Genomic DNA, 25872 nt, shown 5'->3' with positions numbered 1-25872 from the left:
GGGGTTACTCGTGGTAGAGCTGCGAACGGCCGCCATCGATGCGGATGTCGGCGGCGTTGATGTAGCGGGCTTCATCCGAGGCGAGGAAGAGTGCCGTGTAGGCGATTTCCTCGGGCGTGCCGATGCGCTTGTTCGGCAGGATCTCGGTCTGCTTGCGGCGCTCCGCTTCCGGATCGGCCGCGGCAGCGAAGCCGGCCTCGGCGATGGCCGTGAGCACCAGGCCCGGCGAGATCGAGTTCACCCGGATGTTCTTTGCGGCGTACTCGATACCCAGCGCCTTGGTCAGGCCGATCAGGCCGTGCTTGGCGACGGGGTACGGGAAGCAGTGCGGGATGATCTTGTGGCCGTGCACGGAAGCAATGTTCACGATGCTGCCGCGGCCCAGCGACAGCATGCCGGGTAGCACGGCCCTGGCGCAGTTCCACGCGCCCTTCAGGTCCACCTCAAAGCAACGCGTCCACTCCTCGTCGCTCAGCGAAAGCGGATCATTGAACACGTTGATGCCCGCGTTGTTCACCAATACGTCGGCGGCACCAAAGCGCTCGTTGGCCGCATCGACCATGCGCTGGATCGCGCCCGGATCGGTCACATCGGCCTGGAACAGCATGGCCTTGTCGGTGTTGAGCTCATCGAGGGTCTTGCGTGCCTGGGCGTTGTCTTCCAGCACATTCAGCACCACCGAGGCGCCGTGCGCGGCAAACAGCTTCGCGGTGGCTGCGCCAATGCCCTGGGTGGCACCGGTCACGATAGCGACCTTGCCGGCCAGGCGGGGGAGTGGGGTGGTACGCGGATCAGGTGTCACGGTGCTCATGCAGCTACCTCATCTCCATAGCGGGCTTCGGGGAGGCCGTGACCACGCGGTGGCGTGCCGATGAAGATGGCGCCGTTGCGCGGCTCCTCCTTCACCAATGCCTCATCCATGTATTTGAACGCGGAGGTGATCACCATGCGATCCAGCGCGGGGCCGGCAAACGTGACGCAACTGGGCTGGCGGGCAGGAAGCTCAATGGTGGTATCGATGCGGCCATCGGGCGCATAACGCACCACGCGCGATGCGCCCCACTCGGCATTCCACAGGAAACCCTCGGCATCGATCGTCGAGCCATCCGGTTCCATGCCCTTGCGCAGCTCGGTGAACACCCGGATGCGGTCGACTTCGCCACTGGCCGCATCGTAATCGCAGGCCATGATCTGCGCGGTGGGCGAATCGGTGAAGTACATCGTTTCACCATCGGGGCTGAAGCAGATGCTGTTGGTGATGGCGGCCTTCGGCAGTGCGAGGCGGTGCAGTTTGCCTTCGCGCGTGTAGCGCCAGAACGAAGCGACCTTCTCAGGCCCGCGCTCGTTCAAGGTGCCAAACACCAGGTTGCCACCTCGGTCGCAACGCCCGTCGTTGGCGCGCGTGCCCGCGATCTCGGGCTCGATATCTTCCAGCACGGTCAGCGCGCCATCGCGCGTGTCGTAGCGTGCCACCTGCTTTTCCATCGCAAGCAGCAGCACGCCTTTCTGATGAGTGAGTGCGAAGCAGCACACCCGTGCCGGCAGCTTTTCTTCGGTGACCCGGCCGGTGGCCGGGTCGTAAGCGAATAATTGCGAGGTGGCGATATCGGTCCAGCGGACGACGTTGGCCAGGTCATCCCAGATCACGCCCTCGGCGTGGGCCTGGCGGTGTTCGGAAAGCGGTTTGAACGAATCGGTCATCAGCGCGATTGCCTGCGGTTCTTAAGCTGATCCACGAGCACGGCGATAAGCAGGATCGCGCCGCGCACGAGGTACTGGTAGAAGGCGTCGATGTTCATGAGGCTCATGGCATTTTGCACAGTGCCCATGATGAGAACGCCAACGAGCACCCCGCTGATCGTCGCACGGCCACCCATGAGCGAGACGCCACCCAGTACGCAGGCCGAGATGACGTTGAGTTCGAAACCTTCGCCCGCGTTGGGCTGGCCGCTGGTCATGCGGCTGGCCAGGATGATGCCGGCCAGTGCCGCGACCACGCCCTGGATGAGGAAGATGGCGATGCGGACGCGATCCACGGCCACGCCAGCCAGGCGCGCCGCATCCGGGTTGCCGCCGATCGCCAGGGTGTTGCGCCCATAAATCGTCTTGTTTAGCAGCACGCCGAACACCACGAAGCAGGCCAGGGTGATCCACACCGGCACGGGCAGGCCGAACAGTTCCAGCGCGCCCAGGGTGAAGAAGGCTTCGCTGGTAACGCCCACAGCCTGGCCCTGCGAGGTGATGAAGGCCAGGCCGCGCACGATCTCCATGGTGGCCAGGGTGGTGATCAGCGCATTGATCTTGAGCTTGGCGATGACCACGCCGTTCACGGCGCCGATCAGCGCACCTGCGACCAGGCTGGCACCGATGCCAAGCACCACGCTTCCCGTGGCGTTGGAAACGATGGCGCACATGACGCCGGCGAAGGCGACGGTGGAGCCCACGGAAAGGTCGAAATCGCGCGAGGCCAGGCAAAACATCATGGTGCAGGCCACCATGCCGATCTGCGATACGGAGAGGGCCAGGCCCACCACGTTGTCCCAGCTGAAGAAGTACTGCACCGTGAGGCTGAGCACCGCGAACAACGCGATGAAGATCAGGATCAGGCTGTAATCGTCCACGATCTGCCAGAGCAGGGCGCGGCGGCGGTCAGCCTGCGTCTCGCGGGCAGCCCCGATGGCGGCGGCGTTCGTCTCGGTCATGGCTTCAAGCATTCCTCATGGGGGTGGCGCTGGCGCCTTCGGGCAGCGCGGCGGCGAGGACGTTTTCCTCGTTCGCTTCGCCACGGTTGAACTGGGCGGTGATACGCCCACGGCACATGGCAATGACGCGGTCTGATACGCCGAGCACCTCAGGCAGCTCGCTCGAGATCATCACCACGGCCACGCCACGCCCGGCCAGCTCGTACAGCACGTTATAGATTTCGTTCTTGGCACCCACGTCGATGCCGCGCGTGGGTTCATCCACGATCAGCACGCGCAGGTCTTTCTCGGCCAGCCAGCGCGACAGCACGGCTTTCTGCTGGTTGCCGCCCGAAAGCAGGCGGATCTCCTGGCGGCGGTGGGGGGTGCGGATGCGCAAGCGCTCGATAAATGTATCGGCGGTGCGTGCTTCGTAACGGTCGTTGACGAACAGGCCAGCGGTGAGGTGATTGCGCCGCGCACTGATATTGATGTTCTCGGCGACCGAGCGGACACCGATGATGCCTTCTTCCTTGCGGTCCTCCGGGCAGAACACCAGGCCGTTGCGGATGGCGTCGCGAATGTGCGAGCCCTTCACCGGGTGCCCATCGACGCTGACCTCACCGGACAGGCGCCGATCCGCGCCATACACCACGCGCATGATTTCAGAGCGCCCTGCACCGACGAGGCCGAAGAAGCCGACGATTTCGCCCGCCTTTACTTCAAAGTCCACCGGCTGTGGGACGGCGCGGCCGGTGACGCCCTTGACGGCAAGGCGCACCGCGCCATGCTCGCGCGGCTTGTAGCCGAAGATATCGCCGATATCGCGGCCGACCATGCGCTGCACCAGCGTTTCGCGGGTCACGCCTTCCAGCGTGTCGAAATCGGCCACCTTGCGGCCGTCGCGGAAGATGGTGGCGGCATCGCACAGCTCGAAGATCTCATCGAGGCGGTGCGAGATGTAGATCATGGCCTTGCCCTGCGCCCGCAGGTCGTTCACCAGGCGGAAGAGCACTTCGGTTTCACGGTGCGACAGCGAACTGGTGGGTTCGTCGAGTGCAAGGATCTTGGCATCGCGCAGGATCGCCTTGACGATCTCGACCATTTGCCGCTGGCCGATCGAAAGCGACTTCAGGCGGGCACGCGGATCGAGATCGACACCCAGGGCGTTGAGTTTTTCACGTGTCCAGGCCAGCGCCTTGCGCCGGTCCACCATGCCGAAGCGGGTGGGCAGGCGGCCCAGCAGCAGGTTCTCCATGACGGAGAGCTCAGGCACGTACTGGAGTTCCTGGTGAATCACGGCGACGCCGGCGGCGATCGCATCGGCGGCGCTGCGAAATTGCATGGCCTGGCCATCGATCGCCACCTCGCCCTCGTCGGGGATGTACTCCCCGCCGAGGATCTTCATCATGGTGGACTTGCCTGCGCCATTCTCGCCGAGCAGGCCATGCACGCTGCCGGCGCGCACGCTGAAGCCCACGTCGCCGAGCGCGCGCACGCCCGGGAAGGTCTTCCCGATATGGCGGAATTCCAGGCGCGGCGCGATCGTCGTCGTGCTCATCAGAGGCCCATTTCCTTGCGCACTTCAGCGGCATTGGCCTTGGTGATCAGGCGGCCGGTCGTAAGGGTGAGCGGCGGCGGGGCCTTGTCGTTCTTGATCCACTCGTACATGTCGATCGAGGTTTCATAGCCGTGGCGCTTGGGGCTGATCAGCACGCTGCCGAAAAAGCCGGTGGCTTCCGCCTTGGCGAACTCGTTGAGCGCCGACTTGCTGCCGCCGATGCCGACGCCAATCATGTTCTCGGCGCGGAAACCACGGCCTTCGGCGGCGCGCACGGCGCCGAGCACGGCTTCGTCATTCAGGCCGAACGCGATCCAGTGCTTGTACTTGGGGTTCTGGGTGATCGCGATGTTCGCGGCATTAAACGCATTCTCGGTATCGGTCTTGGCTTCCGGCGCGTTCACGACGTTGGCCTTCGGGAAGCCTGCGGCCGTCAGCGCGGTGATCGCGCCATCGGTGCGATCCTTCGCGGTCGGCAGCTGATCGTAAGAGATGCGCAGGGCGCCGGTCTCTTCCGGTTTCCAGCCACGCTTCTTCATTTCATCAGCGATGGCCTGGCCGACCTGCTCCCCGATCTTGCTGGCCGAGATGCCCATGTGCGGCACCGATTCGATCGGCTTGCCGGAGCCATCGATCAGGCGATCATCCACCGTCATCAGCTTGAGCTTGTTGATCTTGGCCTTGGCGACGATGGATGGGCCGAGCTTCACATCGGGCGTACAGATGACGAAGCCCTGGGCGTGCTGCGCTTTCAGGTTATCGATGGCGGTAAGGACCTGGCCGCCGTCCGGTGCACCGATCTTTACCAGCGTGAAGCCCTTTTCCTTTGCGGCCTGCTCGGCGTACTTCCACTCATCCTGGAACCAGGGTTCTTCCGGCTGCTTCACCACGAAGCCGATCTTCACGGGCTCGTCGGCGGCAAAGGCCGACGTGCCGGCCGTCATGGCCAGGGCTAGCGCAAGGGCTTTAACGCCCAGGGCGATCTTGATCTTCATGCGTTCCCTCCAATGTGTCGCGGGTTAGTCGAGCAGACCGCGCCGGCGGGCGATGGCGATCGCGCCGTGTCCGGCCAGGTCGCTCTGCTCGTCGTCGCCCAGCACCGTGACGGTGCCGGAAAAGAAATCGTCGCCTTCCACGAGGCGGGCAATGGCTTCACGCAGGATCGGCTTGCCGCTGATGACGAACCGCGTGCCCGGGCTCATCCGGATCGCGCTCGAGTTCTTCAGGGTGAGCAAGTCCGAACCGAGCACGGCGCCGAGCAGGAAGTTGGCGCGCGCATTGGCGTCGTATACGGCGAACTGGTCCAGGATGCGCACGCTGAAGCAGGCGCGGCCCAGGCCGATACGCTTGGCCGATGCAGCACCCGCAAGCAGCATTTCCGGATCGATTCGCTTGGCGAAGCCGTCTTTCAGCGAGCCAGCGAGAATGGTGTCGTGCGAGATGACGTGCAGGAGCTCGCCGGCCAGCGTGGTCACGCAACCGTCGATGCGCTGCTTCGCATCGATGCTGACGAATTTGGAGTGTGAGCCGGGCAGCACGATGACGGTGGGCTCGTGCAGGCTCAGCCGCTCCACCAGCGCGAAGGATTCCGTCTCCTCGCCGCGCATCATGTCCATGGCCTCGCAGTTATGCAGGCCAATGTGCTCCACCGCGTTGCGAACGCCGGGCACGAACCATATGGGCTGGTGCCAGACGGTCTCCACGAGGGACTCGCGCATGGCCTTGGCCAGGTCATCGATGCCCGCCGCAGCCGGAACGTGCGGAATTTCGCAGAGGCCGACGTTGGAGGTGATCATGCCGGAGGCAAGCACGCGGCCGATTTCGCCCTTGTCGAGCTGCGCATCAGCCAGGGCGGCATTGATCGTGTCGCGCAGGCCTTCTTCCAGCTTTTTCGTATTACCCGTGATCGCGGTATCACGTACACCCACCTGTGTCGCCGCCTGGCCAATGGCCTGGCCGTCGCGCCACGCGGTGACGCGTGTGTTGGTGGTACCGGTGTCGATGGTGAGGGTGTTCATCGAAGATCCGTTCTCAAGGCCACCGGATTCTTGGCGTCACCTGCCGGGACAGGCAAACTAGAATTTCTTCGGGCTTTCCCCAAAATTTTCTTGATGACTTCGCAATGAAGCGCTCGCTCCCCCTCAACGCCGTGCGTGTGTTCGAGCTTGCGGCGCAGCATTTGAGCTTCACCAAGGCTGGCGAGGAACTCTCGTTGACGGCCGCGGCGGTCAGTGCCCAAGTCAAATTGCTGGAGTCTTACCTTGGCACGGCGTTGTTTGTGCGGAGCAACAATAAGCTCACACTGACGGCGGCTGGCGAGAACTACTTCCCGCGCATCCGCGACGTTTTTCGTGCACTGCAGCACGCCACGGACCAGGTGATGGGGCAGCGAAGTGCCTCACTCAGGGTGGCTGTACCCGCTACCTTCGGTACGAAATGGTTGGTGCCAAGGCTGTTTCGCTTCTTCACGAAGCACCCGGATATCGCTGTTGAGGTGGTGACCGACGGCGGCGATGCGGGCTGGGATCTCTCGATCGACGACCGGATTGGCGAGGGCATGGACCTGCTGGTGACCACGGGCTACACCCCCGTCTGTGCTCCCCGCGTTGCCGAGGGCATCAGCGAACCGGCCGACCTGTTCCAGCACCTCCTGCTGCACGAACGCCCGGGCCGCCGTGCCGTAGCCATCGCCAGCTGGGACCAGTGGTTCGAAGAGGCAGGCGTGGAACCGGGCGCCATTTCCCGCGAGATGGGTTTCGGCGACGGCACGATGATGCTGCAGGCCGCGATTGAGGGGCAGGGCGTGGCGTTGGCGCAGGATCTGCTGGTGGCGTATGACCTGGCTGCTGGGCGGCTAGCGGCGCCCGTGTCCCGCGACGTTCCGCTGCGTCACAGCTACTATCTCGCCATTTCACGCGAGGCGGCCTCCCGGGAGGAAACGGCCGTATTCCGGGATTGGCTCGTGGCCGAACTCGGCAGCCAGGGTTGAGACGCGGCGTACCAAAAAGAGCCAGGTTCGCGGACGTAGCGTTTTCATCGCCTCAATTCCTTCCACGCCGCCATCGGGTCATCGAGCGCATTCCAGCCGTCCGCTGCTATCGCTGTGAAGTCGTCGAGGATCTGGGGGAGAGGGGTGGTTTTGAGAACGACGAACGATCGTGCGTGACAAGCCCCTTGCTTCGGAAGCCAGCCGTACGGTTTCAGGCGCTGCCAATAGCCATCGGCCACCACGCGCACAAGTCCGCCCTGAATATGCGGTGCGATGCCACGGGCAATCGTGGCGTCGCTTACGATGAGCTTGAGCTCCCGATCACGATAGTCGCGCAGGTAAAGGTGCGTGACTTCATCAGAGACAACGAGCCGTGTGACCACGCCGTCGACCTCGGCAGATGTGCGGATGTCGGGAAGCACATCGTCGGCGTATGGTGCTTCGGAAAGATTGGCGACCATTTTCTTATCAGGACCCATGTTCGAGTGAACGTGGCACCGATCGTCGCTGATTGCGTCGTTCATGCGACGCAGGGCCTTTCTCGACGTTGCGTAGGTCTTTGACGATTCTTGTGTAGGCGCGACGATCCGCGAGAATCTAGCTGCGCTCGTCGTTACGCAAGCGCGGCGGAATCGATTTCTGCTTGTGCTGGGCTTCGCACTCGCGCTCGGCCGCCTTGTGGCGACGCCACCACAGTATGCCGACGACGATCACGGCACCGGCGATCGCCAGCCAGAGTCCTGCCTGGCCGCGGTGGATCCACATGGCCAGCCATTCGTGGTTATGCGCGCCCAGGTAACCCAGGTACACCCAGATCGGCACGCTGATGGCGGCGGCCATGCCATCGAGCAGCAGGAAGCGGAGGAAGCCTACGCGGTGGGTGGCGCCGGCGGTGATGAAGACGGCGGTGCGCATGCCGGGCAGGAACCGGGCCACGAACATGAGCCGGTTGCCGTAACGCTCGAACTTTTCCTGGACCTTGGCGTAGCGCTCGGGGGTGAGCAGGCGGGCGACGAAGCGCCAGCGCATGATCCGCCCGCCAAAGTGGCGGCCGAGCAGGAACATGGTCGAATCGCCCACCAGTACGCCGGCCATGCCCACGCCCACCATGGTGTGCACATCGCCATAACCCAGCCCGGTGATGATGCCGCCGGCGACCAGGGTGATGTCCTCGGGCAGCGGCAAACCCGCGCCACAGAGCATCAGGGCGAGGAAGACGGCGATGTAGCCGTTCCGCCCGAAGACGTCGACGAGGCTATTGAGCAGTTCCATCAGGCTTTGGCACGTCCGGTCCGGGCCGGGTCCTTCGGGGTACGAAGACCGGATGATCCCATGGATCGCATGACATCGCAGGTGCAGCGCATCATTCGGCCGCCGCCTCGCCGGAAATCACGCGGGCGGCCAGCAGGACGCGCAGTTCCGCCTTTTCGGTGTCATCCAGCACGCCTTCACGGCTGCGGGCGATCAGGAACTCGCGGCGTTGTGTCGTGGCCTGGCGCTGCATCTGGCCCAGCGCATCAAGGAACTCCACCCGCTGCATGTCCGCCTCGCCGACCACATCGGCCTGCATGAGCTTCTGCAGCGAGGCGTACTCCGCACGCTCCATGAAGTGCTCGACCAGCACCGCCGGCCGGATATCCGGCCGCGAACGGACGATATCGATCAGTTCGGCGAGCAGGTCCACCCCCGGCCGGTCCAGGCGCAAGAACGGGTAGGGCGGCTCCACCTCCAGCGCCAGCGCGGGCTGGGCTAGCAGCAGGGTGATGGCGCTGCGGACCAGGCTGCGCTGCACGTTGGCGGGGCGGTTGGGCGAGGCGGCGCGCTGCGGGGGAGCCTCGGGCTCGAACGTCGCCCCGGCGCCCGTGCGGCGCTTCAGCTCGTCGGCCATCAGGTCACGGAAGGCGCCATCGGGCAGCTTGGCGATGAGCGGGCGGGCCCGTTCCGCCAGGCGTGCGCGGCCATCCAGGCGGGTGGTATCCACGTCGCGGCCCAGTTCCTCGAAGAAGTACTCGGACAGCGGCATGGCTTCCTTCATGCGCTTCTCGAAACCGTCCTTGCCCTCCTTGCGCACCAGGGTGTCCGGATCTTCCCCATCGGGCAGGAACAGGAAGTGCGCCTGGCGGCCATCGCGCATGCGCGGCAGGATCGATTCGACGGCGCGCCAGGCGGCCTGGCGGCCGGCACGGTCGCCGTCAAAGCAGAAGAAGACGTCGGGGGCGGCGCGGAACAGGACTTCCGCGTGGTCGGGCGTGGTGGCGGTACCGAGGGTGGCCACCGCGATGGGCAGGCCAGCCTGGTGCAGGGCGATCACATCCATATAGCCCTCGACCACCATGATCCGGGTGACGGTCTGGTGGGCCTGCTTCACCTGCCACAGGGCGAACAGCTCGCGCCCCTTGTGGAACAGGGGTGTTTCTGGCGAGTTGAGGTATTTCGGGCCCTGGTCGGACGAAAGTACCCGCCCGCCAAAGGCGATGACGCGGCCGCGGCGGTCCAGGATGGGGAACATGACCCGTTCGCGGAACCGGTCGTAGCGGTTGCCGCGCTCGTTGCTTGCGACCATGCCGGCATCGTTGAGCAGCTTGCGGCGGGCATCGCTCGTGCCGAGGGCCTTCAGGACGCCGTCGAAGCCAGCGGGCGCCCAGCCAATCCGGAAGCGTTTGAGAGTTTCCTCATCCAGGCCGCGCTTTTCGACGTAGGCCCGGGCCTCGTCGCTCGTGCCCAGTTCCCGCTGGTAGAAGCTCGCCGCCTCGTCCAGCAGGGTGTAAAGATCGGTGCGGTCTTCGCGCGGCTTGTCGTCACGGCCACCCTCGTAGGGCACCTTCATGCCAACGGACTGGGCCAGTTCCTCGATAGCGTCGGGGAATTCCAGTCGGTCGTAGTCCATGAGGAAGCGGACGGCGCTGCCGTGGGCCCCGCAGCCAAAGCAGTGGTAGAACTGCTTGGTGGGGCTCACATAGAACGAGGGCGAGCGCTCGTTGTGGAACGGGCAGCAGGCCGTCCACTCCCGTCCCGCCTTCTTCAGGGGCACACGCTTCTCGATCACGTCGACGATGTCGACACGAGTCAGGAGGTCGTCAATGAAGTTGTCGGGAATACGGCCGCGCATCAGTCGCCTAGGATGCCACGCAACCGTTTCCGCGAGGAGCTTGACGAAACGATCAGAACGCCAATTTGAACCCGATGACGAGCGCCAGGATGGCGAGAACGAACAGGATCAGGAAGATGGCGAAACAGACCTTGGCGATGGTGGCAGCCACGCCCGAGATCTTGCTGAAGCCCAGGGCGCCCGTGACCAGGGCGATGAGGCCAAAAATGATGGCGTACTTGAGCATGGGATTCCCTCCAAAAGAGCCGGAGGACGCTCCCCCTGCCGCGGCGGGAAGGATGCGGCGGGCCGTGTGGGCCGTTTGTGAAACCGGAAGGGGCGCGTTCGCGCCCCCTCCCATCAGGCCAGTTTGGCTTTGACCTTGCCTGCCACGGCGCCCATGTCGGCGCGGCCGGCAGCCTTTTCCTTCACCAGGGCCACGACCTTGCCCATGTCGCGGGCGGTGGTGGCGCCGGATTCGGCGATGGCGGCATCGACCAGGGCATCCAGCTCGGCATCGCTGAGCTTGGTCGGCAGGTAGGCGTCGATCACGGTCATCTCGTAGCGCTCGACCGATGCAAGGTCGTCACGCCCGGCCTTGTCATACTGCTCGATCGAGTCGCGGCGCTGCTTCTGCATCTTTTCGAGGACGGCCAGGACCTGGGTATCGTCCAGCTCAATGCGCTCATCCACCTCGCGCTGCTTGATCTGGGCCTGGATCAGGCGGATCACCGCCAGGCGGTCCTTCTCGCCGCCCTTCATGGCGGCCTTCATGTCGTCAGTGATCTTTGCCTTGAGGGTCATCGCATTTTCTCCAGAACGACGAAAAGCCGGCTCCACCTTTCGGCGGAGCCGGCTCGGGATTTCCGCCTGATTGCGGCGGCAGCGGGCGAACGCGCCAGCCGCGGGTCCAGCACCGGCCTTGACAGGCCGGCGAGGCAATCAGTACATGCGGGTCCGGCGCGTCGTGTCGCGGGACAGACGGCGCAGGTGGCGCTTCACCGCAGCAGCGCGCTTGCGCTTACGCTCCTGGGTCGGCTTTTCGTAAAATTCGCGCTTGCGCGTTTCGGCCAGCACGCCAGCCTTTTCGCACGTACGCTTGAAGCGGCGGAGGGCAAGCTCAAACGGCTCGTTCTCGCGGACTTTAACGCTCGGCATGGAAACTCCACTTGATTAAACTGCCCGGGCTACCCGGGTGAGCCGCGGATTATAACGTGATCGAAAAGCAAATTTCAAAGCCTGTGTTAGGCGTCGAGACCTCCTGTGATGAAACAGGGGTGGCCCTGCTGCGCTGGGACCCGGAAAATCCGGGCCGTGGCCTGCTTTCCCACGCCCTGTTCAGCCAGATCAAGCTGCACGCGGAATACGGCGGCGTGGTGCCCGAGCTGGCCAGCCGCGACCACGTGCGCAAGCTGGTACCCCTTGTGCGCCAAGCCCTGAAGGATGCCGGCCTGACCCCGGCCGACCTGGGCGGCGTGGCCTATACGGCGGGCCCAGGCCTGGTCGGCGCCCTTTTGGTGGGTGCCTCGGCGGCTCGCGCCATGGCCTGGGCCCTCGGGGTCCCGGCCATTGGCGTGCACCACATGGAGGGCCACCTGCTGGCGCCACTATTAGAAGATGACCCGCCGGAGCCGCCGTTCGTGGCCCTGTTGGTCTCGGGTGGCCACTCCATGCTGGTGGAAGTGAAGGCCATTGGTGACTACCGGATCCTGGGCGATACCCTGGATGACGCCGCGGGCGAGGCCTTCGACAAGACGGCCAAGCTGATGGGCCTGCCGTACCCCGGCGGTCCCGCCCTGGCGAAGCTGGCGGAGCAGGGCACGCCTGGCAAATTCCGCTTCTCCCGCCCCATGGTGGATAGGCCGGGCCTGGATTTCAGCTTCTCCGGCCTCAAGACCCAGGTGCTCCTGGCCTGGCAGGCCTCAGATAAGTCTGAGCAGACCCGGGCCGATATCGCCCGTGGGTTCGAAGAGGCGATCGTCGATACCCTGGCGATCAAGTGTCGCCGTGCCCTCGAGGCCACCGGGGCGAAGCGACTGGTGATCGCTGGCGGCGTTGGCGCCAACAAGCGCCTGCGCGAACAGCTCGCCGAAGCAGGGGCGAAGGACGGATTCCGCGTGTACTTCCCACGCTTGCAATTCTGCACCGACAACGGGGCCATGATCGCGCTCGCCGGCGCCATCCGCCTGGCTGCGGGCCAGCACCAGGACGACACCATTGAGGTGTTTCCGCGGTGGAGCCTCGAAACCCTCCCGCCAGCCGCGTAATCAAAGCAACGTAGGAGCGCCCAGGCGCGCTCCTACAAGAGCATGGCGGTAACGGGTACCCTGTAAGGCCCTCTTCTCGCACCACGGGCCTCATGGATATCGTCTTCATCGAAGACCTGCGCATCGAAGCGGTCATCGGCATTTACGACTGGGAGCGCCGGATCCGGCAGACCCTCTCGTTCGACCTGGAGATGGCGTTCGATAACCGCCGCCCGGCCGCCACCGACGACATCAACGACACCCTGAACTACAAGTCGATCTCCAAGCGGCTGCAGGCGTATGTCGAAGCCTCCAGTTTCGGCCTGGTCGAAACGCTGGCCGAACGCTGCGCCGAGATCATCCGCGATGAGTTCGGTGTCTCGTGGGTGCGCCTGAAACTTTCCAAGCCGGGTGCCGTGCGTGGCGCCCGCGCGGTCGGCGTGCGCATCGAACGCGGCACGAGGCCGGCCTGATGTACCCCCGGAGCAGTAACCACCATGGATGACATGTTCACCGTTATTGAATTGAAGCGGATCGGCGCGATCGCCGGCCTTTTCGTCGTTGCGTGGCTCGTTGGCCTCATCGGCCGCGTGTTCCTGCACCGCGTGGTGCGTGTCGCTACGCGCCACACCGCGTGGCGCTGGGACGATGCGTTATATGAGTTCGGCGCGTTCCGCTGGCTGGCACGCATGCTGCCGGCCATCGTCGTGTACTACGGCATTGCCTTGTTCCTTGAGGTGAAGGACGAGGACAGCCTCGCGGGGTTTATCCGCGATGTGGCCGTGTGCTGGATGATCGTCTGCGTCATCGCCGCCATTGGCCGCGCATTGATCGCCTTCGAATCGCTGTACAGTGCGACGCCCGCTGGTAAGCGCTCGATCAAGGGCGTGGTACAGCTGTTGCAGCTGGTGCTGTGGATCGTGGCCGTGGTGGTGGTCATCACCCGGCTTACCCATCAGAACGTCGCCCTGCTGCTCTCTGGCATCGGTGCCATGTCCGCGGTGTTGCTGCTGGTGTTCAAGGACACGATCCTCGGCTTCGTCGCAGGGATCCAGCTAAGCACCAACGACATGCTGCGCGTGGGCGACTGGATCACCATGAGCTCGGCGGGCGTGGATGGCGATGTCATCGATATCACGTTGCATACGGTGAAAGTGCGCAACTTCGATCGCACCATCGTTACCGTTCCCACGTGGCGCCTGATCTCCGAGTCGTTCCAGAACTGGCGTGGCATGTCGGATTCGGGTGGGCGCCGGATCAAGCGCGAGCTGTTCGTGGATGCCGCGTGCGTACGTTTCCTGGAAGAGGGCGAGATCGAGCGCTTCGCCAGGATCTACCTGCTGGCGGCCTACCTGAAGCAGAAACGCGAAGATATCCAGCGTTGGAATGATGCACTGGGCGAGCCGGGCAAACTCCCCGCGAACCGCCGGCGGCAGACGAACATCGGCGCTTACCGCGCGTACGCGGAGGCCTATATCAAGGCGCACCCCGATGTGCACGACACGATGACCCGCATGGTGCGCATGCGCGATCCCGGCCCGCAGGGCATTCCCCTTGAGGTCTACTGCTTCACCAACACCGTGGTGTGGCTGGATTACGAACGGATCCAGGCCGACATCTTCGATCACCTTATCGCCATCCTGCCGGAGTTCGGCCTGCGGCCGTTCCAGCAGCCCTCGGGCGGCGATGTGCGCGAAGGGTTCGGTGCGCTGCGTGGCATCCCCGCACTGGAGCACTGAATGGGCCGCGCTTACCTCAGCCTGGGTTCCAATATCGATGCGCCCCGCTGGCTGGCGGCGGCCGTGGCCGAGTTGCGCACCCGCTTCGGCGAACTGGCCGTATCGCCGGTGTATCGCAGTGCCGCCGTCGGCTTCGACGGCCCCGACTTCTTCAACCTGGCCGTTGGGCTGAATAGCGACCTTGGCCCGGAAGCACTCAACGACTGGCTCCATGCCCTGGAAGATCGCCACGGCCGGGTCCGCGGTTCCGATCGCTATGCCAGTCGCACGCTGGACGTGGATATCGTGCTTTACGACGACCTGGTGCTGAGCGGGAAGGGGCACCTCCAGCTTCCGCGCGGCGAACTGCGCCACGCCTTCGTGCTCAAGCCCATGGCCGATATTGCCCCGGAAACCCGCCATCCGGTGACCGGCCAGACCATGGCCGCCCTGTGGGCGGCGTTCCCGGCCGGCAAAGAACCCCTCACTGAGGAACCGATGCCCCTGTAGGAGCGGGGGGGGGGGGGGGGGGGGGGGGGGGGGGGCGCCCCCGCCCCCCCCCCCCCCCGCCCCCCCCCCCCCGCGGCGGGCGCGGGGGGGGCGGGGGGGCCCCCCCCCCCCCCCCCCCCCCCCCCCCCCCCGCTCCTACACCGGCCCTATTGCGTCAGCGACGACGGATCGGTGGGCGTGACCTATCGCGGTGGCGCCGGCCCCGCTCCGGGTGCTAAAACACCGCCACAAACGCCAACCCCAGGGGGTATGCAAGGACATGGGCAAGTTCGCACGCAGTTGGGCGCTGATGAAATCCAGCGCCAACATCCTCCGCCAGGACAAGGAGCTGATGCTGTTTCCGCTCTTTGCGGGCCTCGCATCGCTGATCGTCATCGCCTCGTTCGCGTGGCCGGTGTTCTCGCTGTACCACGGCCACCGCACTGGCCTGGAAGATGGCGGCCGCCACGTATCACCGGTGTTCCTCGCCGTGTCGTTCCTGTTCTATTTCGTACAGTACGGCGTGGTGATCTTCTTCAACACGGCGCTCGCCTCGGCCGCGTTCATTCGCCTGGATGGCGGTAATCCCACGCTCAATGACGGTCTGCGCTCGGCATGGAGCAAGCTCCCGGCGATCATCGGCTACGCGCTGATTTCGGCGACGGTCGGCATGATCCTCCGTGCGATCCAGGAACGCGCCGGCTTCATCGGCCGCATTGTCGCCGGCCTGCTTGGCGTGGGCTGGACGGTCGCCACGTTCCTCGTGGTCCCGGTACTCGCCGCGCAGAACGTCGGCCCCGTGGATGCCGTGAAGGACAGCGCCTCGCTGGTGAAACGCACCTGGGGTGAGAACATCATCGGTAACGCGGGTATCGGCCTTGCGGGCGGCATCCTCACCTTCTGCGTCATGCTGGTCAGCATCCTGCTCTTCGTCGGCGCGGCTTCCACCGGTTCGGTGGCGCTGATGGTTGCCGTAGGTGCCGTGGGCGTCATTGCCCTGGTCGCCCTGAGCCTGTTCCAGAACGCGATGCATGGCGTTTACGCCGCCGCCCTCTATCGCTACGCAGAGTACGGCGACCCGGGCGAAGGCTTCGATCGCGCGCTGCTCGAAAGCGCCTTCCGCCAGAAGAAGTAAAACCAGAAGACGTAAACACAAAGGCCCGGCAGACATGCCGGGCCTTTGTGGTTGCAGGATGCGTGTAGGAGCGCGCTTGCGCGCGATCCGCGCCTTTGGCGCGGCACGTGTCCTGACGGCATTAAATAGTCAGCACCCGCCCACCATCCACATGGATAACCTGCCCCGTGGTGTAGTGCGCATCGAGCATCAGCCATCGCACGGCCTCTGCCACATCGTCAGGCTCGCCTTTGCGCGCCAGCGGCGTCTTCGCGATCAACGCTTCCGCTGCTTCCTCCGGTTTGCCTGATTCAGGCCAGAGGATGGCGCCCGGCGCCACGGCGTTCACCCGCACTTCGGGCGCCAGTTCCTTCGCGAGCGACTGCGTAAGCATCGCCAGCGCCGCCTTGGCCATTACGTAAACCGTATGCCCCGCAAGCGGGCGCTCAGCGTAGATATCCACGATATTGACAATCGCGCCTTTCGCTTCGCGCAGTGCAGGCGCCGCAGCCTGCGACAGGAAAAACGGTGCACGTGCATTAGCCGCGAACAGGTCATCCCACTGTGCCTGCGTGGTCTGACCGATGGGCGTGGGATAGAACGCCGAGGCATTGTTCACCAGCCCACTTAGTCGCCCGAACACGGCAAGCACGTCACCGATCAGGTGATCGGGCGTGGCGGGGTTATCGAGCGCGCCAGAAAACAACGCCACACTGTCTGCTCGTGCGGCGTTCAGTTCCTTCGCCAGATTTTCGGCATCGTCGGCCGAGCTGCGGTAATGCAGCGCGATATTGCAACCCGCGGCATGCAGGCGCCGGCAGATGACGGCGCCGACGCGGCGTGCGCCGCCCGTGACGAGGATGACCGGTGGCTGGCTCATGGTTTATTCCCTTGGCGGTGCGCGGGCAGCTTGCCGGAAAGTGCGGCGGGCGTCACGTCGCGGAGGGGGATTTGCGGGTGGGCTTCTTCGTGGCGGGGCGGCGGGCGGTCGTCTTTTTGGTGGCTTTCTTCGGGGCGGCTTTCGCGGCGGCGGTCTTTCGCGCGGACGTCTTTTTCACCGTTGCGCGCTTGCGGGAGGCTGTCTTCTTCACCGCTTTTCGGGCCGCCGGCTTTGGCACCGGATCGCGCGAAAGGCGTGCCGCTACAGGGCCGTCAGCGGCCTTGGGCGCTTTCGTTGCGTTGCGCGCGGGCGCGGCCTCGACGTCCGGTTTCCTTGTTTTTGCGCCCTTCTTTCCAGGCGTGTCGCCGTCACCCTTACCGTCGTCGATGTGGATGTCGCCGCTGAAGAGGTCGATGGCGGTCTTCGCGACCTGGCCGGTGTCGTAGTAGGCGTAGGCGCCAACGCCGAGGGCACCCACCACCGGCAGCCAGCGCGAGATGCCTTTGCCGACGGCCCGCTTGGTGACACTGACGCCGATGCGGCCGGCCAGGCGCTGGAGCACGCTGGTAGCGGTGGTGCGGAAGACCAGGCGGTCGCCGACGCGGATGGCGATGTCGCGGAAGGCCTGGGCGGCGGTGTGCCGGAACAGGCACCACAGCATCTGTTCGCGGCCGAGCTTGGCTGTTTTGCCGTAAGCGGCGGCGATATCGCTGACCAGCTGGCCCTGGATACGCCAGATGGCGACCAGTTCGGGCAGCACCGTGAGCCAGCCCAGCGGACCCGGGGGCAGGGCGAGCGAGCCGGCGGTCAGCGCCGCCTTGTTGGCCGCCGCACTGGCCAGGCGACGGCATTCCTCGTCCGCAGAGCCCTTGGCCGCCTTGGGTACCTCGCTCTCGGGAATGCGGCTGACGAATTCCAGGATGGCTTTTGCCACCGGGCTCTCACCGCGTTCGATGCCTTCGGTGGGCACGATTTCTTTGGAGCTGGAGGCGGGGTCGCGTTTCGCCATCGTTTTCTCCCGGAAGGTTGGCGGAAAGGGTGAAGGCCCTATCGTGAAGCGCGCGTGGCCTTCCCCCTCTGGCAGCCCTAAGCCGGCTCCCACTGCCCGCCAGCGCGCCGCCCGCCACCTGAACGCCGGTGGGTGACTAACGGCACGGTCCCCTGCGATGAAAGTTTCCGGAAAGATTCGCGGTCGAGACTGTTGAAACAATATAACATTCTATGGCCCCGTCCCCATGAAGCCTGTGCGTCTTGCGATTGCTATCGCGTTTGCTCTTTCTGCCTTTGCCGCCCACGCCGCCGATGATGCGGATACCCCGCAAAAAGCTACGAACCTTGGTGCCGTCGATGTCACCGCCAAGCTGGACGAGGCGCGCAACAGCCTTTCCCCGGACACCGGCAGCAGCCAGTACGTGATGGATCGCCAGACGATCCAGGCCCTCCCCCTCGGCGACTCCACCCCGCTCAACCAGGTGATCCTGCAGGCGCCGGGCGTGGTCCAGGACAGCTTTGGCCAGTTACACGTGCGCGGCGACCACGCGAACTTGCAGTACCGTGTGAACGGCGTGGTGATCCCGGAAAGCATCGGCGGCTTCGGCCAGACCCTCGACGCGCGCATGATCGAGAACGTGAAGCTGCTGACCGGCGCGCTGCCGGCGCAGTACGGCGACCGCACCGCGGCCGTGGTGGATATCACCACGCGTTCGCAGAAGCAGGATGGCATCGGCGGCAGCGTCGGTATCACCGGCGGGCAGTTCGGCACGCTGAACCCGAATGCCACGCTGTTCGGGCGTGAAGGCAAGTGGAGCTTCTTCCTCACCGCCAATTACCTCGAGAACGATGTTGGCATCGAAAACCCGACCTCGAGCCGCAAGGCGATCCACGACCACACCAACCAGGTGAAGACGTTCGGCGACCTGTCGTACCTGATCAACGACGATACCCGCCTGAGCTTCATGTTCGGTGCCACGAACAACCGCTTCGAGATTCCGAATAACCCGGGCCAGGAGGCGCAGTTCGGTTACCTGGATGTCACCAACTTCGATTCGGCCCAGCTCAACGAACGCCAGCAGGAAAAGACCCGTTTCGGCATCCTGAGCCTGCAGGGCAAGGTGGGCAGCACGGCGTACCAGGTCTCGGCCGGCCAGCGTTACAGCGGCCTGGATTTCACCCCCGATGATATCGGCGACCTGATGTTCAACGGCGTGGCCTCGGACGTGCGCCGCTCCAACCGCGCCGATACGCTGCAGGCGGATTTCTCCACGCCGCTCGGTGATAACCACACGCTGCGCTACGGCATCTACGGCTCGTTCGAGCGCGCCAATGCCACCAATAATTCGCTGGTCTTCCCGGCCGATGCCGACGGCAACCAGACCTCGACGACGCCGCTGAATATCCTGGACACCAGCCGCATCCTTGCCCGCACGTACGCCGCGTACCTGCAGGATGAATGGAGCATCGGCTCGCAGTGGACCGTGAACTACGGGCTGCGCGCCGACAAGTTCAACGCGTTCAAGCCCGAGAGCCAGCTGAGCCCGCGCCTTGGCGTGGTGTATCAGCCCACCGACAGCACCACCATCCACGCCGGCTACTCGCGCTACTTCACGCCGCCGGCGACCGAATCGATCACGCCTACCGCGATCGCGAAGTTCGTGGGTACCACCAATGCGCTGGCCGATAACGGCAACGACCTGCCGCTGGCCGAGCGTTCGAGCTACTACGACGTGGGCATCTCGCAGAAGTTCGGCGATGCCTGGACGGTGGGTCTGGATAGCTACCGCCGCAACGTGCAGCGCCTGCAGGATGAAGGCCAGTTCGGCGCCGCCGTCGTGTACTCCACGTTTAACTACGACCAGGGCAAGATCAAGGGCGACGAGCTGACCGTGAACTACGACGGGGGTGCGCTCACCGCGTACTTCAACTTCTCGTACAACCGCGCCGTGGGCAAGCGCGTGATCACCAGCCAGTACAACTTTTCGCCCGATGACCTGGCGTACATCTACGACCACTACATCCACCTCGATCACGACCAGAAATACACCTCGTCGGGCGGTGTGAGCTACGCGTTTGGCGAAGGCACGCGGGTGGGTGCGGATTACCTGTTCGGATCGGGCCTGCGCAGCGACGGCATCGTGCCCAATGGCGACCACCTGCCGGCGTATTTCCAGCTGAACCTGAGTGTGGCGCACGACTTCAACCTGACCCCGATCGGCGCGACCCACGCCCAACTGGCGCTGGTCAATGCGCTGGACCGCACGTACGAGATCCGCGACGGCTCCGGCATCGGCGTGGGCGCCCCGCAGTTCGGCCCGCGCCGCGGCGTGTTCCTCTCGCTCCAGCAGGATTTCTAAGGCCGCCGATGCCCACGGCGCGAGGGTTCGTGTAGGAGCGGTGCGGCGCAAGCCCATGGCGGAGCGGGCTGGTATCCTAGCCCGCATGACTGACCGCCTACCCGAACCCGGCGCGGACGAGCGCGCCCACTCCGAACACCTGACAGGTCTCCTGCGCGAAGAGATCGCCGCGCATGGCCCCATGCCTTTCTCGCGCTTCATGGAGCGCTGCCTGTACACGCCCGGGTTGGGCTACTACAGCGCGGGCAAAGCGAAGTTCGGCGCCGAAGGTGATTTCGTCACGGCGCCGGAGCTGGGCACGCTGTTCGCCCGTTGCGTCGTGCGCGCCTTCCAGCCCGTGCTTGCCTCGCTCGGCCCGGACGCCGATTTCCTCGAGATTGGCGGAGGTAGTGGCGCCTTCGCCGAAGCGGCGTTGCGTGCGCTGGATGCCGCGGGTACGTTGCCACGTCGTTTCATGATCCTGGAGCCCAGCGCCGACCTGCGCGAGCGCCAGCGCACTCGCTTGCATGCGAACCTGCCGCCTGAGGTGGCCAGGCGTGCGGTGTGGCTGGATGCGCCGCTGGAAGAGTCGTGGGATGGCGTGATTTTCGCAAACGAAGTGATCGATGCACTGCCGACCACGCGCTTCACCACGCGCGATGGCGAGGTGTACGAAGAGTACGTGGTGCTCGACGGGGAAGGGCGCTTCATGCGTACCGATCGCCCGGCCGATGTGCTGGTGAACGGTGCCGTACGGCACCTGGAGCGCGACCTCGGCCGCGAGTTCGAGGCCGGCTACCGTACTGAGGTGCTGCCACAGCTGCCCTACTGGATGCAGGCCGTGGCGGGCACGTTGCGCCGTGGTGCCATGCTTTTCGCTGACTATGGGTACGTGCGCAGCGAGTACTACCAGCCCGACCGCAGCGACGGTACGCTTCGTGCGTTCTATCGCCACCGGGCACATGGCGATGCGTTCTTCCTGCCGGGCCTGCAGGACCTCACCGCGTCGGTGGATTTCACCGCGCTGGCCGAGGCAGGCAACAGCGCTGGTTTCGGCGTCGCGGCGTACATGCCACAGGCACAGTTCCTGATCGCCGCGGGCATGCAGGAGTTCTTCGAAGACGATTACCTGGCACTCACCGACGAGGCCGCGCGTTACCGCCTGGCCCAGGAAGTGAAGAAGCTCACGCTGCCCGACCAGATGGGCGAGCGATTCCAGGTCATGTTGTTCGCGAAGGAGGTTGATCCATCGGCCTTGCCCGAGGGGGTGATGGCGGCGGATCAGGGGGCGCGGCTGTAGGCAGCCTGGGTCTCGCCTGGGTGTTAGCCGGGCTTCGCCCTATCGCGCGCAAGCGCGCTCCTACATGTCTTTTGCGACAGCGGCGATGGCGGCGGTCTGGGCTTTCTTCATGGCCTCGCCGATCGCCGGGCCTTGCAGGCCCTTGTCGACGAAAGGCTTTGAGGTGATCGCTGCGGCGGCGGCGCGGCATGCGCGCAGGTAATCCGCCTGCGGGTACGCCGCGTCCTCGTGGCCAAGCCTTCCGCGCTTGTCGGCCATGCACGCCAGCAGGAAGGTTTCCAGCCGTTCGGGCCGGCGCAGGGCACCCAACGATTCCAGCAGGCGCAGCAATGTTGAGGCCTTAAGCTCAAACGCCATGTGCGCGTTGAGGTGGTGCTTGCAGACCATCTCCGCCATGAAGGCATATTCCGCCGGCACCTTCAGCCGCGCGGACATCTCGCGAACGGGTTCGATGCCGCGCTGCTCATGCATGATGTGCCGCGGGAGGACATCCTCGGGAGTCAGTGCCTTGCCCAGGTCGTGCGTGAGCGCGCAGTAGCCCACCAGGGCATCGCCCGGCGCCAGCACAGCCGCCGCGTGCAGCACCATTTCGATGTGGATGCCGGTATCGACCTCAGGGTGGAACTCCGGCCGTTGGGGTACGCCGTACAGTGCATCGACTTCGGGAAACAGGACGCGTAGCGCACCGGATTCGCGAAGCACGCGCACAAACACCTCAGGCGCCAGCTCGGCGAGCGCCTTGCGCGTTTCGGCCCACACGCGTTCGGGAACGAGATGATCGACCTCGCCGTTCGCGACCATGTGCCGCATGAGCGCCATCGTCTCATCCGCGACCGTGAACCCGAGCGGCGCATAGCGCGCGGCAAAGCGTGCCACGCGCAGCAGGCGCACCGGGTCTTCGACGAACGCATCGGAGACATGGCGCAACAGGCGTGCCTCGATATCGGCGACACCACCGTACGGATCGACCAGCCGGCCGTCTTCGTGTTGCGCAATGGCGTTGATCGTCAGGTCGCGGCGCTCCAGGTCCTGCTCGACGGTTACCGTAGGATCGGCATGAAACGCGAACCCGTGGTAGCCGCGGCCTGTCTTGCGTTCCGTGCGGGCGAGCGCGTACTCCTCCTTGCTGTCGCCGTGCAGGAACACCGGGAAATCCTTGCCTACGGCACGGTAGCCCGCCGCCAGCATCTGCTCAGGCGTGGCGCCAACCACGACCCAATCGCGATCGACGACCGCGCGGCCGAGCAGGTGGTCGCGGACGGCGCCGCCGACGAGGTAAATCTGCATGGGTGCCTTGGCTTGCTGTGATCAGGGGCGCCGGCGGCTGCGCGCTTCGTCGAGGCGGCGCTGGCGTACCGGCTGGCTCAGCAGGCGAGGAAGCCAGGCCGAGAGCGATTGGGGCACGATACCGAGCCGGGCGAGGCCGTCAACCGTACCGACGGAATCCGTGCGCAAGCTCAGGAAGTTATCGGGCGTGAAAGGCTTGCCCGGTACGAACTGCGCCACGGCCGCCTGCAGCCTGCCGAGCGCATCGGGCATGGGCAACACCAGCCGGCGGCGGCTGCGTGCATCACGGATGGCGCGCACGATGCCGATGAGCGTCCACACTTCGCGCCCGTACAGCTCGAAGGTCTGCAGGGCGGAAACCAGGGGGTTCGCCACGCAGCGCGCGATCGCCTCGGCGACGTCGCCGACATACACCGGGGCCATCTTTGAATCCGGGCGTGGCAGCGGCATGGCGGGGGCCATGCGCAGCAGCGCATCGAAGCGGGTGACCAGGCCATCGCCGGGACCGAACAGCGTGCTCGGTTCGTAGATCGTCCAATCCAACGTGGATGCCCGCACCAGGGCCTCGGCCTCGCCGCGCGTCGTCAGGTATTTCGATTCCCCTTTGCCCGCTTTCAGTGAGCTCATCTGGTGCAACCGGTCCACGCCGGTGTCCCGGCAGGCTTCGATCACCTTGCGGGTCAGCTCCACGTGCACGCGCTCGAATGTGTTGCGGCCCTTCTCGTTGAGAATGCCCACAAGGTTGATCACGGCATCGGCGCCTGCGAAATGCCTGCGCAGTACGGCAGGGTCGTGCACATCCGCCGTCGCCACGGTCACGTTGCGCCCGACGGTGGCGTGCCGTTGCGCCTGACGGTTGCGGGACAGGAGCAGCAACGCATGCCCATCGGCCGACAGCCGCGGGACGAGCGTGTTGCCGACAAAGCCGGTGCCGCCAAGGATCACGATGCGCTGCGTGTTCATGGCGGCCTCCCGGCGGTCAGCGTTGGGGTTCGGTAGCGGAAGGTGCGGACGATGCCGCGGCGGGCGCGGGCTCCAGTACCGCAGGCGTCGTCTGCGGTGCGGGTTTGGCCGCGGCGGGCGCGGGGCAGGTAACGGCCTTGCGCACGGCGCCCTGCGCAGGCAGCGTGTAAGGCGAGCCGATACGGGTCATACGCGAGCTGATCGGCAGCGCATTGCCGTTGAGGCGCCAGTCGTAGATCACGGCGAACGCCATGACCCGCGCAACGTATTCGCGGGTTTCCTTGAACGGGATGCTGACCACGAACAGGTCGGGATCGAGCGTGCCACGCGCATCCACCCACTGATCGACCTTGTACGGGCCCGCGTTGTACGCGGCGCTGGCCAGCCAGGGCGCACCATTGAAGCGCTGTGCCATCTCCGAGAGGTAGCGCGTGCCGAGCACGATGTTGGTGGTGGGCTCATACAGGCTATCGCCGCCGGACCAGCCCAGCCCGTTCTTCTTCGCGACGTTGGCGGCGGTACCCGGCAACAGCTGCATGAGGCCGCGCGCGTCGGCGCCCGAACGGGCATCGCTCATCCAGGCGCTCTCGGCGCGGATGATGGCGTAGGCCCAGGGCGCCTCGATACCGGCCTGGCTGGCCTGCTCGACCACCCCATCCTGGCGTGCCAGCGGGAAGCGTTGCTCGTACAGGCGCAGCGCCTCGCCCGAGGACAGGGTGAATACCGCGCGGTCGTACCAGCCCTTGCGGAATGCCAGGTCGGCTGCCAGGCGCTGTGTCTCGGCGTCGCGGCCGTTCAACACGGCACTCCACTCGCGCCGCGCCAGCTTCTGCAGGCCCACGGCATAAAGCTCGAACGCGCGATCCATGCCCGGTTCGGCGAGCAATGCGGTTTCGCGTGTTTCGTCGGTCGCCATGCTGGACGGGCAGATGGCATACGACGTGTTGACCCGGTCAGCGGCCATGAAGCCGAAGTAAGTGGCTTCCTGCGCCACCGAGCGGAACAGGTTGGCCGCTTCAGTCTGTCGCCCCAGCCGGTTCAGTACAAGCGCGCGGAAGTAGCGCCATTCGCCGTCGTCCTTCTGCGCGGTGCCCAGCGCATCCAGCGCAGCGAGCGCAGCAGTCCAGTCCTGCCGGGCCAGGGCGACGCGGACACGCCACTCGCGCGTTGCATCGGTCTGCGCACCGGGCGGAAGGGCGGCAAGGCGTTCCAGCGCGGTTTCATCGAAATCGGTGGCATGGAACAGCGCAATGGCGTTCTCGATGCTGCCGCGCTGCTGTTCGGTCAGCGCGAAGCGCGAGCCCAGCTGCGCCCAGGCCGCATCCGCCGCCGTGGATTGTTTACGCGCCAAGCGCTGCAGGGCGAAGGTCACGGCCTGGCGGTTGCGTGGCGTATCGGGCCACGTGGCCGCGTCGCGTGCGGCGGTAGCCGGATCGTTCAGTGCCTGGCCCAGGTGCTGGCCGGCGGGCATGTCATCCGCGGAAAGCCACTGCGCCAGCGAAGCGACGGTGCCGCCCTTGCCTGCATCAGCGGCCACATCGATCCGCGACCACAGCCGGTCGTTCGTGAGCAGGCCCTGGTCGTGCGCCGCGGCGATCACCGGATCGCAGCTGTTGGGCAGGCTGGCCTTGCGCCACAGGTCGGCCATGTCCGTTTCAAACACCAGCTTCTCGCCGCGTGCCAGCTTCGCCTGCAGGTTGTAGCAGGTGAGCGAATCGCCCAGGCCCGGTTGGTACATGGCGGTGAACGAGGCCCAATCCTTGCGCCGCGCAAGTTCGCCCAGGAAATCACGGCGCAGGTCGGCGGCAGGGATCATCCCCGGGTAGCGGCGCAGGTAATCCTGTACACGGGCGCTATCGAGCGTGCGCAGGTCGTGCGTCAGTGCGGCGGCCTCGATATACGGGTAGATCGAGTAGTTCTCGAGGCCGGTGGCCTGGGCGCGCCATGCATCACCGCCCTGTTGCGAGGCGGTCGCGTAGGCCTGGCGGAAGCGCGTGCGCTGGGCATCGGTTCCCTCGGCCTGGGCGACCAGGCTGGCGCCAAGGGCGCAGGCTGCGATGGCGAGGCCGGCCAGGCGGCGAAACACGGGGACCATCGGGATTCCTTCACGAAGACGTCTGCATCATTGTAAGGGAAGGACATGCGCAAGCCGGATGAACGGCCGGTGGCGCCACTCATCGCGTGGAAGCGTCCAGCCCGCTAAGCTTGCGGGGTTTCCCTCGCGTTA

The 25872-nt window shown here is 65.4% G+C and carries 25 protein-coding genes; 8 read left to right on the top strand and 17 right to left on the bottom strand.

Annotation, left to right across the window (positions count from 1 at the left end; translation table 11 throughout):
* Positions 1-4 precede the first annotated feature (4 nt).
* The 6 genes from ABIE56_RS17870 to ABIE56_RS17845 are packed head-to-tail and all read right to left on the bottom strand — an operon-like array spanning position 5 to position 6260.
* Positions 5-811 carry an SDR family oxidoreductase gene (locus ABIE56_RS17870; RefSeq protein WP_429245147.1) on the bottom strand — a complete coding sequence of 269 codons (807 nt, stop codon included), beginning with the start codon at positions 809-811 and terminating at the stop codon, positions 5-7.
* Positions 808-1701, bottom strand: a complete 894-nt coding sequence (locus ABIE56_RS17865) for an SMP-30/gluconolactonase/LRE family protein (protein WP_429245146.1) — start codon at positions 1699-1701, stop codon at positions 808-810. Before ABIE56_RS17865 ends, ABIE56_RS17870 begins: the two co-directional genes overlap by 4 nt.
* A complete protein-coding gene (gene araH / locus ABIE56_RS17860) occupies positions 1701-2702 on the bottom strand; it encodes an L-arabinose ABC transporter permease AraH (protein WP_283248294.1) in 1002 nt (333 codons plus the stop codon). The genes ABIE56_RS17865 and araH overlap by 1 nt, the downstream gene beginning before the upstream one ends.
* Positions 2703-2706: 4 nt before the next feature.
* Positions 2707-4242 carry an L-arabinose ABC transporter ATP-binding protein AraG gene (araG, locus tag ABIE56_RS17855; RefSeq protein WP_429245145.1) on the bottom strand — a complete coding sequence of 512 codons (1536 nt, stop codon included), beginning with the start codon at positions 4240-4242 and terminating at the stop codon, positions 2707-2709.
* Positions 4242-5237, bottom strand: a complete 996-nt coding sequence (locus tag ABIE56_RS17850; protein ID WP_429245144.1) for an arabinose ABC transporter substrate-binding protein — start codon at positions 5235-5237, stop codon at positions 4242-4244. The genes araG and ABIE56_RS17850 overlap by 1 nt, the downstream gene beginning before the upstream one ends.
* Positions 5238-5261: 24 nt before the next feature.
* Entirely contained in the window at positions 5262-6260 is a 999-nt protein-coding gene (locus ABIE56_RS17845) for a 2-dehydro-3-deoxygalactonokinase (protein WP_429245143.1), read from the bottom strand.
* Positions 6261-6364: 104 nt separating this feature from the next.
* On the opposite strand from ABIE56_RS17845, the gene ABIE56_RS17840 reads away from it, so the two are divergent.
* Positions 6365-7231 carry a LysR substrate-binding domain-containing protein gene (locus ABIE56_RS17840; RefSeq protein WP_429245142.1) on the top strand — a complete coding sequence of 289 codons (867 nt, stop codon included), beginning with the start codon at positions 6365-6367 and terminating at the stop codon, positions 7229-7231.
* 44 nt (positions 7232-7275) lie between these two features.
* On the opposite strand, the gene ABIE56_RS17835 is transcribed toward ABIE56_RS17840, so the two are convergent.
* From ABIE56_RS17835 to rpsU, 6 genes are all read right to left on the bottom strand, one after another.
* Positions 7276-7755: a hypothetical protein gene (locus tag ABIE56_RS17835; RefSeq protein WP_429245141.1), complete on the bottom strand. Its 480-nt coding sequence runs from the start codon at positions 7753-7755 to the stop codon at positions 7276-7278.
* Between the two features lie 73 nt (positions 7756-7828).
* Positions 7829-8503, bottom strand: coding sequence for a DedA family protein (locus tag ABIE56_RS17830; RefSeq protein WP_429245140.1), 675 nt, complete (start codon positions 8501-8503; stop codon positions 7829-7831).
* Between the two features lie 91 nt (positions 8504-8594).
* The gene (dnaG, locus tag ABIE56_RS17825) at positions 8595-10340 is read right to left on the bottom strand and encodes a DNA primase (RefSeq protein ID WP_429245139.1); all 1746 of its coding nucleotides are present in this window, start codon (positions 10338-10340) and stop codon (positions 8595-8597) included.
* Between the two features lie 52 nt (positions 10341-10392).
* Positions 10393-10566: a DUF1328 domain-containing protein gene (locus ABIE56_RS17820; protein ID WP_429245138.1), complete on the bottom strand. Its 174-nt coding sequence runs from the start codon at positions 10564-10566 to the stop codon at positions 10393-10395.
* A gap of 113 nt (positions 10567-10679) precedes the next feature.
* Positions 10680-11123, bottom strand: coding sequence for a GatB/YqeY domain-containing protein (locus ABIE56_RS17815; RefSeq protein ID WP_429245137.1), 444 nt, complete (start codon positions 11121-11123; stop codon positions 10680-10682).
* A gap of 138 nt (positions 11124-11261) precedes the next feature.
* Positions 11262-11477 carry a 30S ribosomal protein S21 gene (gene rpsU, locus ABIE56_RS17810; RefSeq protein WP_029213735.1) on the bottom strand — a complete coding sequence of 72 codons (216 nt, stop codon included), beginning with the start codon at positions 11475-11477 and terminating at the stop codon, positions 11262-11264.
* Between the two features lie 83 nt (positions 11478-11560).
* Between rpsU and tsaD the strand changes: the two genes are divergently transcribed.
* From tsaD to ABIE56_RS17785, 5 genes are all read left to right on the top strand, one after another.
* Positions 11561-12586, top strand: coding sequence for a tRNA (adenosine(37)-N6)-threonylcarbamoyltransferase complex transferase subunit TsaD (gene tsaD, locus ABIE56_RS17805; protein WP_429245189.1), 1026 nt, complete (start codon positions 11561-11563; stop codon positions 12584-12586).
* A 92-nt stretch (positions 12587-12678) separates the two neighbouring features.
* A complete protein-coding gene (gene folB / locus ABIE56_RS17800; RefSeq protein WP_429245136.1) occupies positions 12679-13038 on the top strand; it encodes a dihydroneopterin aldolase in 360 nt (119 codons plus the stop codon).
* 24 nt (positions 13039-13062) lie between these two features.
* Positions 13063-14304 (top strand): mechanosensitive ion channel family protein, encoded by a 1242-nt coding sequence (locus ABIE56_RS17795; protein WP_429245135.1) that lies wholly within the window; start codon positions 13063-13065, stop codon positions 14302-14304.
* The gene (gene folK, locus ABIE56_RS17790; protein WP_429245134.1) at positions 14305-14793 is read left to right on the top strand and encodes a 2-amino-4-hydroxy-6-hydroxymethyldihydropteridine diphosphokinase; all 489 of its coding nucleotides are present in this window, start codon (positions 14305-14307) and stop codon (positions 14791-14793) included. It begins immediately after the preceding gene.
* Between the two features lie 259 nt (positions 14794-15052).
* Positions 15053-15907, top strand: coding sequence for a DUF6159 family protein (locus ABIE56_RS17785; RefSeq protein WP_429245133.1), 855 nt, complete (start codon positions 15053-15055; stop codon positions 15905-15907).
* 121 nt (positions 15908-16028) lie between these two features.
* On the opposite strand, the gene ABIE56_RS17780 is transcribed toward ABIE56_RS17785, so the two are convergent.
* The gene (locus ABIE56_RS17780; protein WP_429245132.1) at positions 16029-16766 is read right to left on the bottom strand and encodes a pteridine reductase; all 738 of its coding nucleotides are present in this window, start codon (positions 16764-16766) and stop codon (positions 16029-16031) included.
* A gap of 52 nt (positions 16767-16818) precedes the next feature.
* Entirely contained in the window at positions 16819-17775 is a 957-nt protein-coding gene (locus ABIE56_RS17775) for a hypothetical protein (RefSeq protein ID WP_429245131.1), read from the bottom strand.
* A 226-nt stretch (positions 17776-18001) separates the two neighbouring features.
* Between ABIE56_RS17775 and ABIE56_RS17770 the strand changes: the two genes are divergently transcribed.
* Both ABIE56_RS17770 and ABIE56_RS17765 read left to right on the top strand, forming a co-directional pair.
* Complete coding sequence (locus ABIE56_RS17770) at positions 18002-20116, top strand: TonB-dependent receptor (protein ID WP_429245130.1); 2115 nt, start codon at positions 18002-18004, stop codon at positions 20114-20116.
* 85 nt (positions 20117-20201) lie between these two features.
* Entirely contained in the window at positions 20202-21395 is a 1194-nt protein-coding gene (locus ABIE56_RS17765; protein ID WP_429245129.1) for a class I SAM-dependent methyltransferase, read from the top strand.
* Between the two features lie 60 nt (positions 21396-21455).
* Here ABIE56_RS17765 and ABIE56_RS17760 read toward each other — a convergent pair whose 3' ends face one another.
* The 3 genes from ABIE56_RS17760 to ABIE56_RS17750 are packed head-to-tail and all read right to left on the bottom strand — an operon-like array spanning position 21456 to position 25740.
* Positions 21456-22682, bottom strand: coding sequence for a multifunctional CCA addition/repair protein (locus ABIE56_RS17760; RefSeq protein WP_429245128.1), 1227 nt, complete (start codon positions 22680-22682; stop codon positions 21456-21458).
* A 21-nt stretch (positions 22683-22703) separates the two neighbouring features.
* The gene (locus tag ABIE56_RS17755; RefSeq protein WP_429245127.1) at positions 22704-23645 is read right to left on the bottom strand and encodes a complex I NDUFA9 subunit family protein; all 942 of its coding nucleotides are present in this window, start codon (positions 23643-23645) and stop codon (positions 22704-22706) included.
* A gap of 16 nt (positions 23646-23661) precedes the next feature.
* Entirely contained in the window at positions 23662-25740 is a 2079-nt protein-coding gene (locus tag ABIE56_RS17750) for a transglycosylase SLT domain-containing protein (protein ID WP_429245126.1), read from the bottom strand.
* Positions 25741-25872 lie beyond the last annotated feature (132 nt).

This window comes from Luteibacter sp. 621, from assembly GCF_050435445.1.
Lineage (GTDB): Bacteria > Pseudomonadota > Gammaproteobacteria > Xanthomonadales > Rhodanobacteraceae > Luteibacter.
This window is presented reverse-complemented; position numbering and strand designations above follow the sequence as displayed.

Coding starts and splice junctions, on each gene's coding strand:
- ABIE56_RS17845 (WP_429245143.1), bottom strand. CDS start 6,260: ATGAACACCCTCACCATCGACACCGGTACCACCAACACACGCGTCACC.
- araH (WP_283248294.1), bottom strand. CDS start 2,702: ATGACCGAGACGAACGCCGCCGCCATCGGGGCTGCCCGCGAGACGCAG.
- araG (WP_429245145.1), bottom strand. CDS start 4,242: ATGAGCACGACGACGATCGCGCCGCGCCTGGAATTCCGCCATATCGGG.
- ABIE56_RS17750 (WP_429245126.1), bottom strand. CDS start 25,740: ATGGTCCCCGTGTTTCGCCGCCTGGCCGGCCTCGCCATCGCAGCCTGC.
- folK (WP_429245134.1), top strand. CDS start 14,305: ATGGGCCGCGCTTACCTCAGCCTGGGTTCCAATATCGATGCGCCCCGC.
- ABIE56_RS17795 (WP_429245135.1), top strand. CDS start 13,063: ATGGATGACATGTTCACCGTTATTGAATTGAAGCGGATCGGCGCGATC.
- ABIE56_RS17755 (WP_429245127.1), bottom strand. CDS start 23,645: ATGAACACGCAGCGCATCGTGATCCTTGGCGGCACCGGCTTTGTCGGC.
- ABIE56_RS17770 (WP_429245130.1), top strand. CDS start 18,002: ATGAAGCCTGTGCGTCTTGCGATTGCTATCGCGTTTGCTCTTTCTGCC.
- ABIE56_RS17835 (WP_429245141.1), bottom strand. CDS start 7,755: ATGAACGACGCAATCAGCGACGATCGGTGCCACGTTCACTCGAACATG.
- ABIE56_RS17870 (WP_429245147.1), bottom strand. CDS start 811: ATGAGCACCGTGACACCTGATCCGCGTACCACCCCACTCCCCCGCCTG.
- ABIE56_RS17820 (WP_429245138.1), bottom strand. CDS start 10,566: ATGCTCAAGTACGCCATCATTTTTGGCCTCATCGCCCTGGTCACGGGC.
- ABIE56_RS17775 (WP_429245131.1), bottom strand. CDS start 17,775: ATGGCGAAACGCGACCCCGCCTCCAGCTCCAAAGAAATCGTGCCCACC.
- ABIE56_RS17850 (WP_429245144.1), bottom strand. CDS start 5,237: ATGAAGATCAAGATCGCCCTGGGCGTTAAAGCCCTTGCGCTAGCCCTG.
- folB (WP_429245136.1), top strand. CDS start 12,679: ATGGATATCGTCTTCATCGAAGACCTGCGCATCGAAGCGGTCATCGGC.
- ABIE56_RS17865 (WP_429245146.1), bottom strand. CDS start 1,701: ATGACCGATTCGTTCAAACCGCTTTCCGAACACCGCCAGGCCCACGCC.
- ABIE56_RS17765 (WP_429245129.1), top strand. CDS start 20,202: ATGACTGACCGCCTACCCGAACCCGGCGCGGACGAGCGCGCCCACTCC.
- ABIE56_RS17840 (WP_429245142.1), top strand. CDS start 6,365: ATGAAGCGCTCGCTCCCCCTCAACGCCGTGCGTGTGTTCGAGCTTGCG.
- ABIE56_RS17785 (WP_429245133.1), top strand. CDS start 15,053: ATGGGCAAGTTCGCACGCAGTTGGGCGCTGATGAAATCCAGCGCCAAC.
- dnaG (WP_429245139.1), bottom strand. CDS start 10,340: ATGCGCGGCCGTATTCCCGACAACTTCATTGACGACCTCCTGACTCGT.
- ABIE56_RS17815 (WP_429245137.1), bottom strand. CDS start 11,123: ATGACCCTCAAGGCAAAGATCACTGACGACATGAAGGCCGCCATGAAG.
- rpsU (WP_029213735.1), bottom strand. CDS start 11,477: ATGCCGAGCGTTAAAGTCCGCGAGAACGAGCCGTTTGAGCTTGCCCTC.
- ABIE56_RS17780 (WP_429245132.1), bottom strand. CDS start 16,766: ATGAGCCAGCCACCGGTCATCCTCGTCACGGGCGGCGCACGCCGCGTC.
- ABIE56_RS17830 (WP_429245140.1), bottom strand. CDS start 8,503: ATGGAACTGCTCAATAGCCTCGTCGACGTCTTCGGGCGGAACGGCTAC.
- ABIE56_RS17760 (WP_429245128.1), bottom strand. CDS start 22,682: ATGCAGATTTACCTCGTCGGCGGCGCCGTCCGCGACCACCTGCTCGGC.